The sequence below is a fragment of the Neglectibacter sp. X4 genome (assembly GCF_009917365.1).
Lineage (GTDB): Bacteria > Bacillota > Clostridia > Oscillospirales > Acutalibacteraceae > Acutalibacter.
Genome location: NZ_QWLE01000081.1, coordinates 1 through 7,378, shown reverse-complemented (window position 1 = coordinate 7,378; position 7,378 = coordinate 1). Strand labels below are relative to the sequence as shown.

Here is a 7,378-nt window from a genome sequence, read left to right as displayed (position 1 = left end):
CTTTGAACAGCCTGCCGGTGAACTTTGTGCCGCTGACAATGAGCGTCAGGGTTTTGCTTTCCACTTCGTCCTGCATGAAAGACGGGAAGCGTTGTTCGGGCAGTATCCCCTATGGCTATAACCGGATGGCGGGTGATAAGCAGACGCTTGTCGTTGACCCCGAAGCCGCCGAGGTGGTGCGGCATATCTTCCAGCTTGCTAACGAGGGCAAAAGCTCACGGGCAATCGCCGCCATACTGACCGAGGAACAGGTCTTAATCCCTGCCGCCCATGCGAAGGAAAAACATCCAGAGCAGTACCATGGGCAGAAATTTTCGGATAAATACCTTACCTTGAAAGCCTATCACGATAAAAAAGCAAAGGAGAACGCACAATGGAACGCTTCATCAAAGACGAAAGAACAGGTATCAGCTACGAACTTATCGGGGACTATTATTACCCCTGCCTTACATCCCCAGCCAGCCCGAACGTCGGCAGATATGGCAGAATGAGATGGAGGTATCTGAAAGAGCACAGGCAGGTGTTTTATTCTCAGCTTGTACTGTCTGATAAGCTGGCGAGCCACCTTGAGGAAATCGACCAGTCCGCAAGCGAGATGATGGAACGGCTTATAAAGGACATGGCAGAGCGACAGGGCGTGACGGAACGGCTGAAAGCCGAAAATCAACTGCGCTGGGTGGGAATGATGAACAATATCCGCTCTGCCGCCGAGGAAGTGGTCTTGAATAATTTGATTTACGCATAAGGCAAAAAGGAAGCTGTCATCGGGAGGTGGCAGCTTCCTTCTTCAGGAAGTAATCAAGAAGTCATTAAGTTCCCTGTGTAATGGAAGAAATCAAAATCAAGAGCGGCCCGATAAACTGGAATTTGACAGAATCATTATCAATAAATTTTCAGCATTTCCGCACAGTATCTATCCAAACAAATATACGTTCATCTGTTTGTTTCCCAATCACACCACCATTTGCAAATGCTACTGCCTTTGATGTAGCATTGTCCAACTGAATTGTAACAAGTACTCTATCAATTCCAAGACAGCTGGCTTCCTCAAGTAAAAGCTCAAGAATTTTCTTTCCATATCCTTTCCCACGGTACTTAGGAGCTATTCCATACCCTATATGCCCCCCCGCTTCACGAAGCGCATCTGTGAGAAAATGCCTGATAGAGCCAAAACCAACTGGCCTCTCATCTGCATAAAGCCAATATGTAGTAGACGGCACTTTCCAACCGTCTTTAAGTCCAATCTGCTCGGAATCTGCATATTTTCTCTTCAACCAGTCTTTATATTCCTCAAATGATAACCCGTTAGCATTGTTCATTAACCCGTTCTCTTCTTTGGGAATTTCTTGTAACATTACATATACATCCATTCCATCATCTACTGATAATCTCCTAAGCTCTATCATTTTTATTGTCTCCCCTCAAATTCCGATTTGTCAAATTACTACAAATATAGTATACCACCAACCCAAGCGGCATTCAACCCCCATTAAAGCATTCATCTGAGCCAGAGAAAAGCACCGTAGGGATAGGGTGCTTTTCTGTTGCCCAGGGCAGCAAAATCAATCGAAAGGAGGTCACACAATGACCGCAAACGGAAGCAGCGACACGGTTACTTTGGAGATTATCAGGGCGAGCGAGGTCACGCCCAGGGAGGTGAAATGGCTGTGGTATCCCTATATCCCATTCGGGAAGATAACCCTGCTCCAAGGCGATCCGGGCGATGGCAAGAGCAAATTCATGCTTGCGCTGTCCGCCCTGCTGACTGATGGGAAGCCCCTGCCTTTCCAAGAGGCAGAGGAAGCAAGCGGGCCAATGACGGTGATTTATCAGACCACGGAGGATGACGCAGATGATACGGTTGTACCGAGGTTTATCGCTTCCGGCGGCAATAGGGACAACCTTATCTTCATCAAGGAGAACGAAAAGCACCTGACCTTTGGAGATGACCGACTGCAACAGGCAATCGAAAGGTACAATGTCAAGCTGCTCATTCTTGACCCGTTGAGTTCGTATATCGGGGAAGATTGTTCCATGAACGACGCCAACAAAACGAGAACGGAACTGAACCACCTTATCAAAATCGGACAGGAAACGGGCTGTGCAATCGTTGTTGTGGCGCACATGAACAAGAACAGGGATACCTCCCCGCTGTACCGAACCAACGGCTCAATCGACATTGCCGCCGCCGCAAGAAGTATTCTGGCGGTGGCAAGGACGCAGAACAAGGAGAACCTTTCGGAGCGGTATATGGTACAGGTGAAGTCCAACCTTGCCCCGACTGGCAACGCCATTGTCTTTGAAGTGACCGACAAGGGCGTGAACTTCCACGATGAAATAGAACTGACAGCGGACGAAGCATTTTCCCTTTTTGCCCCGAAGCTGGGCAGGCCGAGCGAAAAGGTAGATGGTGCGGTTGCGTTTCTGAAAGAGCTTCTTTCAGACGGCAGGCCGCAGCTTGCTACCGAGTGCGAAACAAAACTTGAAGCCGCAGGCTTCAAGAAATCGACCATCAAAAAGGCCAAGAAGAAAGCCGGCGTTCACTCGGTGAAGGAGGGCTTTCTGTGGTACTGGGCTTTGACGGTGGGCGAAAAACCGAAAGAGGAACGGCAGGCAGTCATGGCAGATGACGGCCTGCCTTTTTGATTGAGGTTTTAAGGGAGGTCAAGGGGGGAAAGCCCTTGCCCACGACATCTTTGCGGCGAAGCCGAAAGTGTCATAGTGGGTTACACACATTCGCAGAATGTTGTGTAACGGCGCTCCCCCGCCACCTCTCAGGAAGGAGGAAACGATGGCAAAAGAACAAAGGCCCGATATGAGTTGTGCCCGTGTGAAGCAGTACAAGTCCTCAGACATTGGGGCGGCAGAACGGCACAATGAGAGGAAGAACGAAAGCTACGACAACATCAATGTCGTAACGGAGCGGATACCCCTCAATGTTCATTTTCGTGACCCCGGCGGGAAGTCCTATATGGAAATCCTGCGGGAGCTGGAAGGGGACGGTGCAATCAGCCTGCGGGGGCTGCGGCAGGACGCTACCCTTTTTGACGAGATTATCATTGATGTGAACACGATGTACTTTGAGCGGAAAGGCGGCTATGACTACGCCAAGGAGTTCTACGCCGAAGCGGTGCGCTTTCTGGAAGATAAGTTCGGTGCTGAGAATGTCATCTCCGCTGTCATGCACGCCGATGAAATCAACAGGGCGGCAAGTGACGAGCTGGGAAAAGATGTGTACCACTATCACCTCCATGCCGTTGTCCTGCCTGTGGTCGAGAAAGAAATCCTGTGGAGCAAGCGGTGTAAAGACCCCGCCCTCCGAGGAACGGTGAAAGAGGTTATCCATCAGATCAGCCACTCCAAGAAATGGGCTTCAGATATTCCCCTCACCGATGAATACGGTAGGGCAATCCTGCGGAAGAACGGCAAGCCGAAGTACCGGGCGTCATACAGCGTCCTGCAAGATGAATTGTTCGAGCATATGCGGGAGCATGGCTTTACCGACTTCCAGCGTGGCGAGCGTGGTAGCACTTCCGAAAATCTGAGTTCGCTCCAATATCAGATTAAAAAAGATACCAAACGGCTCTCCAATCTTCAAGAGAAGATTGCAAGGGAGCAGACCAAGTACCAGGCGGCCCACGAGGTCAGCATGACCCTCAGCGACATTGACAGCATGGGTCAAAAGACCATCACGGGAAAGGTCGCTATCACCAAAGAGGACTACTCCCAGCTTACCTCGCTGGCGAAGGAGGGCATTACCAGCCGAAACGAGATTCACAATTTGAGAGAAAACGCCCGCTATTACCGCCAGCAGTATTCCAAGGCTTCATCGGCGCTGGAGAAGGCGCAGGAACGCTATGACGCTCTGAGAGAGAAGTGCCAGCCGTTTCTGGACGCTATGGAGCACTTTCCCGACCTTGTGCGGGCGTTTGTCAGCAAGGTTAGGGAGCTGTTCAGCGTCAAGGAAGCGCAGGAGCGGAGAGAAAAGGAGGAAGCGGAGCGCAGGCGGCAGGCCGAGCGTGAAGCGAGAAAACAGAAGAACAGGAGCAAGGGTTGGGAGAGGTAGCCGCTTCGACTACACTCCCGACTTTTTGACTTCTTCACCTGTTCTAAACTGAACGCCCAGGCGTCGAAACCGGGCTTTCGCTGTCGGAAGCCCACGATTTTTTGAAAGGAGCACTATGGAAAATCAATATTCTATTCGCATAGGAAACACCAATTTTATTGTCAGTGTGAAGCCATCGGAACAGCAGAAGGAGATGGTGGCGGCGCTGGTAGAGCGGGCCGAGCACGTCCGAAACAAGATGGTAGACAGCACCGTAGACAATATGCTGCTTATTACCAACGACGGACGAAAGCTGGCCCTTGACCAACGGCTCCTTAACCCCATGCTCCTGGACAGCGATACCGGCAAGGTGAGCGCCTGCGCTGAAAATGTCTTTGAGATATGGCAGCGCACGACGGATCGGCGGTCTACGCAAATGGTGTTCTGCGACCTGTCCACACCCAAAGGAAACGGCGAGTTTAACATCTACGATGACCTGCGAGACAAACTGATTGCCAGGGGCATACCAGCCGAAGAAATAGCCTATATCCACACCGCCAACACGGAGGTGCAGAAGAAATTGATCGCGCTTCACCATTGGGATTGCCCGTGGGTGCGATTTGAAGTCGCATAGATAATTGTTTAACAACGAAATATTGATTAAACCCGCTATTCCGTTAGCGGTAGCCTAGTGCCACCTGCATCAGAAGTAATGACGGTGTTGGGAAGCTGGCATGACAAAGTAGCCCTCCACGTAAGTGGTAAAGCCGAAGCCGTGAGGCAGAAGCGAATCTGCGAGCATCAATGCAGTTAGGGAGCAAGGCTTGGGTAGTATGGCTAACATATGTGAACCATAGTTTATTTTTATTTGAGGAGGTGCCCATATGAACTATACAACAAATGAGGTAGCGCAAAAACCAGGGATTACGAAAGACACATTATTTTATTATGAGAGGGAAGGTCTATTACCCCAAATTAAACGGGATGAAATGAATAGACGGATTTATTCTGAATCGGATATTGAATGGATATTTTTAATCCGTTGTCTGCGGGATACAGATATGCCGATGTGCAAAATAAAACAATATATTTCTCTACTTAAACAAAGCATATCAAGATTTATTATTGATGATAAGAAGGAAGATTAAATTTTATAACAAGGTGTTAAATAATAAAAACTTTGAATCTAAAAAGTATATGAATTATCTCATGGAATGGGAACATTTCAAAGAACTTCTCGGAGGGATTGTATATGAAAAATAATAAAATAGCTTTGATGACAGGCTGTACAAGCGGAATAGGAAAGGCTCTGTCTGTCAAATTTGCACAGCAAGGTTACAACTTGGTTTTGGGATCAAAAAATAAGGATAAATTGAAAGAATTATCAAATCATCTGTCGCAGACTTTTCGCATAAAATCAGTTTTCATTGTTTATGGACTAGAAAAGCCAGAAGCCGCTGAATATGTATTCCGTAGAGTACAGGAATTGTATTTGAAAATTTATGGTGAATTTAGATTATCTCTTTAGAAGTTCTTATATGTCGGTATAGCCCGTATTTCCGGGCTTTCCCGGCATTTTAGATATGGGGAGAAGTTCTTATATATCCTCATTTCTGATAGACACTATCATTTTGCATAAAGCATAAAAGGCTTTCTTCCTGTTCCGCTGTGAGAGGTACTTTCGGCTCTGTGTCGTCCTCGATCACGGTGTATAGCTGGAAGTCAAAGGGGTTCTTCCTTATACAATCGTCCTGTATCGCCGTATAGAACGCGGCTTTTAAGGAACGCTTGTCGTTGCTTATGGTCTTGTAGGATATTCCCTTTTCTTTCATGCCAGGCGCCCATTCTTTCGCGTCGGACAGTTTTACACTATCAATGGGGCAGGAACCAAGTTTATCCGCTTCCAGCAGCTTCATCAGCCGCTTGCGCCCCTGTGTGGTGTTGTACCGAACATTCCCCCGGTGGCGGTTCTGCTTTGCGTAAAGCTTACAGACAGTCATTTTCTTTCCGATTGTGTCTATCCCGTCGTCAAGGTCTTTCTGTATCTCTTTTTCCTTTTCTCTAAGGGATATGTCGTCACGCTTCCCGGCAGGGGGTCTTGTCCGTAGGCACTAACTTCCATGCATAGACAAATTGCACTTTACCAAAAGTATCGGTATATTTGTAAGCATATCTCCCGTCTTTTCTCTGGCTCTCTCCCGAACGCAAAATGCGGTTTCTATTATCACGTCTTTTCGACCACATTGTTTTTGCTCCTTTCCGTGTCGGAAAGAGCCTTGATATGCCTACATTTATTATAGCATATTCAAGGCTCCTTTTCACTATATTTTTCGCTAAATTGCGTCCAGTGTGTCAATGATTTTTTCAAACTGTTTTCTCTTGATCTGAATATGGTTCCCGTTCAAGATTACCCAGCCCGCCGTGGAGTTTTCCTCTGCAAGTTTCCGCAGCTTGTTTTCCCCAATGCGGAAATATTTTGACGCTTCTTCAATGGTAAGCGTGTATTTTTCCCAAATAGGCACATCAGCATTGTTCATTCTATAAATCCCCCTTTCAAAAATGGGTAAAAAGGTTAATAGTGAAAAAAGGCTGTAATCGGACGGTTAATAGCGTAACCTCACGGGAGTTTCACCCCTGCATGGTTCTCATGCAGCCCTACCCATTGCCTGCGACGCTAAACGAAACGCAGTTTCGTATAAACGCATCGGACTGTGGCGGTAAGTAACCTGTAATTCTGCGCTGTCGTCGCCCGCAGAGCTGCAAACACATATATGTGTTTTACTTGCTCCCCGGCGTGGTGTTGGTCGCTCGGCTGTCCCAGCGGGGAAAAGAAAACCCCGCCGGGATAGCGTCATGGCGCACCCGCCGTATAGCTCGGCGCAAAAGGGATGTATCCGATCTGCCCTATGCTGCGCCGCCGTTATCTTGCGCCGCTTTCTTTGTCAAGGTGCTTAAAAGGTTCTGCTGGGGACAGAACAGCGGAAAGGGGGACGCTGCCTGTCCTTAATCAGCTTAAACCTTGAATGAAAGGACAGCCCGCATAAGTTGTTTAAATATTTATCCGCAGATGAATATTCCCCTTTAAAATATTACGAAATACTAAATGAGGAAGAATTTAGCGGTTTAGGTAGGGATGAATTTATTGAAGTATTAGTAACACCTCGATTCTCTAAAATGAAAGAGTTATCTGATACTGTGAAAAAGATTAGTTCTCTTGCAGAGATGTTTGAAACTATTACACAGCAAAGTTTGTGTGGCTTTCCTGCCATCTTCCCGCAGCACGGTCAGTGTGGTCTCGTCCGCGTGGAGTATCTCGTTAGAGAGCAGTTCACT

At 47.8% G+C, this 7,378-nt stretch carries 9 protein-coding genes and 3 pseudogenes; 8 read left to right on the top strand and 4 right to left on the bottom strand.

Annotation, left to right across the window (positions count from 1 at the left end; all coding sequences use genetic code 11):
• A pseudogene (locus tag D1841_RS15850) lies at nucleotides 1-76 on the bottom strand (PcfB family protein); the annotation flags it as partial.
• On the opposite strand from D1841_RS15850, the gene D1841_RS19950 reads away from it, so the two are divergent.
• Together D1841_RS19950 and D1841_RS15840 are read left to right on the top strand one after the other, a co-directional pair.
• A complete protein-coding gene (locus tag D1841_RS19950) occupies nucleotides 75-491 on the top strand; it encodes a recombinase family protein (protein WP_371722066.1) in 417 nt (138 codons plus the stop codon). The pseudogene D1841_RS15850 and the gene D1841_RS19950 overlap by 2 nt on opposite strands.
• Nucleotides 374-745, top strand: a complete 372-nt coding sequence (locus tag D1841_RS15840; protein WP_161880073.1) for a TnpV protein — start codon at nucleotides 374-376, stop codon at nucleotides 743-745. Before D1841_RS19950 ends, D1841_RS15840 begins: the two co-directional genes overlap by 118 nt.
• Nucleotides 746-893: 148 nt before the next feature.
• On the opposite strand, the gene D1841_RS15835 is transcribed toward D1841_RS15840, so the two are convergent.
• Complete coding sequence (locus D1841_RS15835) at nucleotides 894-1,406, bottom strand: GNAT family N-acetyltransferase (protein ID WP_160644564.1); 513 nt, start codon at nucleotides 1,404-1,406, stop codon at nucleotides 894-896.
• A 178-nt stretch (nucleotides 1,407-1,584) separates the two neighbouring features.
• Here D1841_RS15835 and D1841_RS15830 point away from each other — a divergent pair, with 178 nt between their 5' ends.
• The 5 genes and pseudogenes from D1841_RS15830 (at nucleotide 1,585) to D1841_RS15810 (ending at nucleotide 5,573) form a co-directional block, all read left to right on the top strand.
• A complete protein-coding gene (locus D1841_RS15830; protein WP_160644562.1) occupies nucleotides 1,585-2,646 on the top strand; it encodes an AAA family ATPase in 1,062 nt (353 codons plus the stop codon).
• A 145-nt stretch (nucleotides 2,647-2,791) separates the two neighbouring features.
• Nucleotides 2,792-4,066 carry a plasmid recombination protein gene (locus tag D1841_RS15825; protein WP_160644560.1) on the top strand — a complete coding sequence of 425 codons (1,275 nt, stop codon included), beginning with the start codon at nucleotides 2,792-2,794 and terminating at the stop codon, nucleotides 4,064-4,066.
• A 157-nt stretch (nucleotides 4,067-4,223) separates the two neighbouring features.
• A pseudogene (locus tag D1841_RS15820) lies at nucleotides 4,224-4,658 on the top strand (helicase); the annotation flags it as partial.
• A gap of 271 nt (nucleotides 4,659-4,929) precedes the next feature.
• Nucleotides 4,930-5,193, top strand: a complete 264-nt coding sequence (locus D1841_RS15815; RefSeq protein ID WP_160644558.1) for a MerR family transcriptional regulator — start codon at nucleotides 4,930-4,932, stop codon at nucleotides 5,191-5,193.
• Between the two features lie 104 nt (nucleotides 5,194-5,297).
• Nucleotides 5,298-5,573 (top strand): SDR family NAD(P)-dependent oxidoreductase, encoded by a 276-nt coding sequence (locus D1841_RS15810; protein ID WP_237076430.1) that lies wholly within the window; start codon nucleotides 5,298-5,300, stop codon nucleotides 5,571-5,573.
• 82 nt (nucleotides 5,574-5,655) lie between these two features.
• Here the strand turns inward: D1841_RS15810 and D1841_RS15805 are convergent.
• A pseudogene (locus D1841_RS15805) lies at nucleotides 5,656-6,289 on the bottom strand (integrase DNA-binding domain-containing protein); the annotation flags it as partial.
• A gap of 89 nt (nucleotides 6,290-6,378) precedes the next feature.
• A complete protein-coding gene (locus D1841_RS15800; RefSeq protein WP_160644556.1) occupies nucleotides 6,379-6,582 on the bottom strand; it encodes an excisionase in 204 nt (67 codons plus the stop codon).
• A gap of 508 nt (nucleotides 6,583-7,090) precedes the next feature.
• Here D1841_RS15800 and D1841_RS15795 point away from each other — a divergent pair.
• Nucleotides 7,091-7,378 (top strand): hypothetical protein (locus D1841_RS15795; protein ID WP_160644554.1); only part of this gene is annotated, 288 nt, incomplete at its 3' end.

What these genes read in the sequence shown, in the direction of transcription:
- D1841_RS19950 (WP_371722066.1), top strand. Translation starts at nt 75, where the DNA reads ATGAAAGACGGGAAGCGTTGTTCGGGCAGTATCCCCTATGGCTATAAC.
- D1841_RS15840 (WP_161880073.1), top strand. Translation starts at nt 374, where the DNA reads ATGGAACGCTTCATCAAAGACGAAAGAACAGGTATCAGCTACGAACTT.
- D1841_RS15835 (WP_160644564.1), bottom strand. Translation starts at nt 1,406, where the DNA reads ATGATAGAGCTTAGGAGATTATCAGTAGATGATGGAATGGATGTATAT.
- D1841_RS15830 (WP_160644562.1), top strand. Translation starts at nt 1,585, where the DNA reads ATGACCGCAAACGGAAGCAGCGACACGGTTACTTTGGAGATTATCAGG.
- D1841_RS15825 (WP_160644560.1), top strand. Translation starts at nt 2,792, where the DNA reads ATGGCAAAAGAACAAAGGCCCGATATGAGTTGTGCCCGTGTGAAGCAG.
- D1841_RS15815 (WP_160644558.1), top strand. Translation starts at nt 4,930, where the DNA reads ATGAACTATACAACAAATGAGGTAGCGCAAAAACCAGGGATTACGAAA.
- D1841_RS15810 (WP_237076430.1), top strand. Translation starts at nt 5,298, where the DNA reads ATGAAAAATAATAAAATAGCTTTGATGACAGGCTGTACAAGCGGAATA.
- D1841_RS15800 (WP_160644556.1), bottom strand. Translation starts at nt 6,582, where the DNA reads ATGAACAATGCTGATGTGCCTATTTGGGAAAAATACACGCTTACCATT.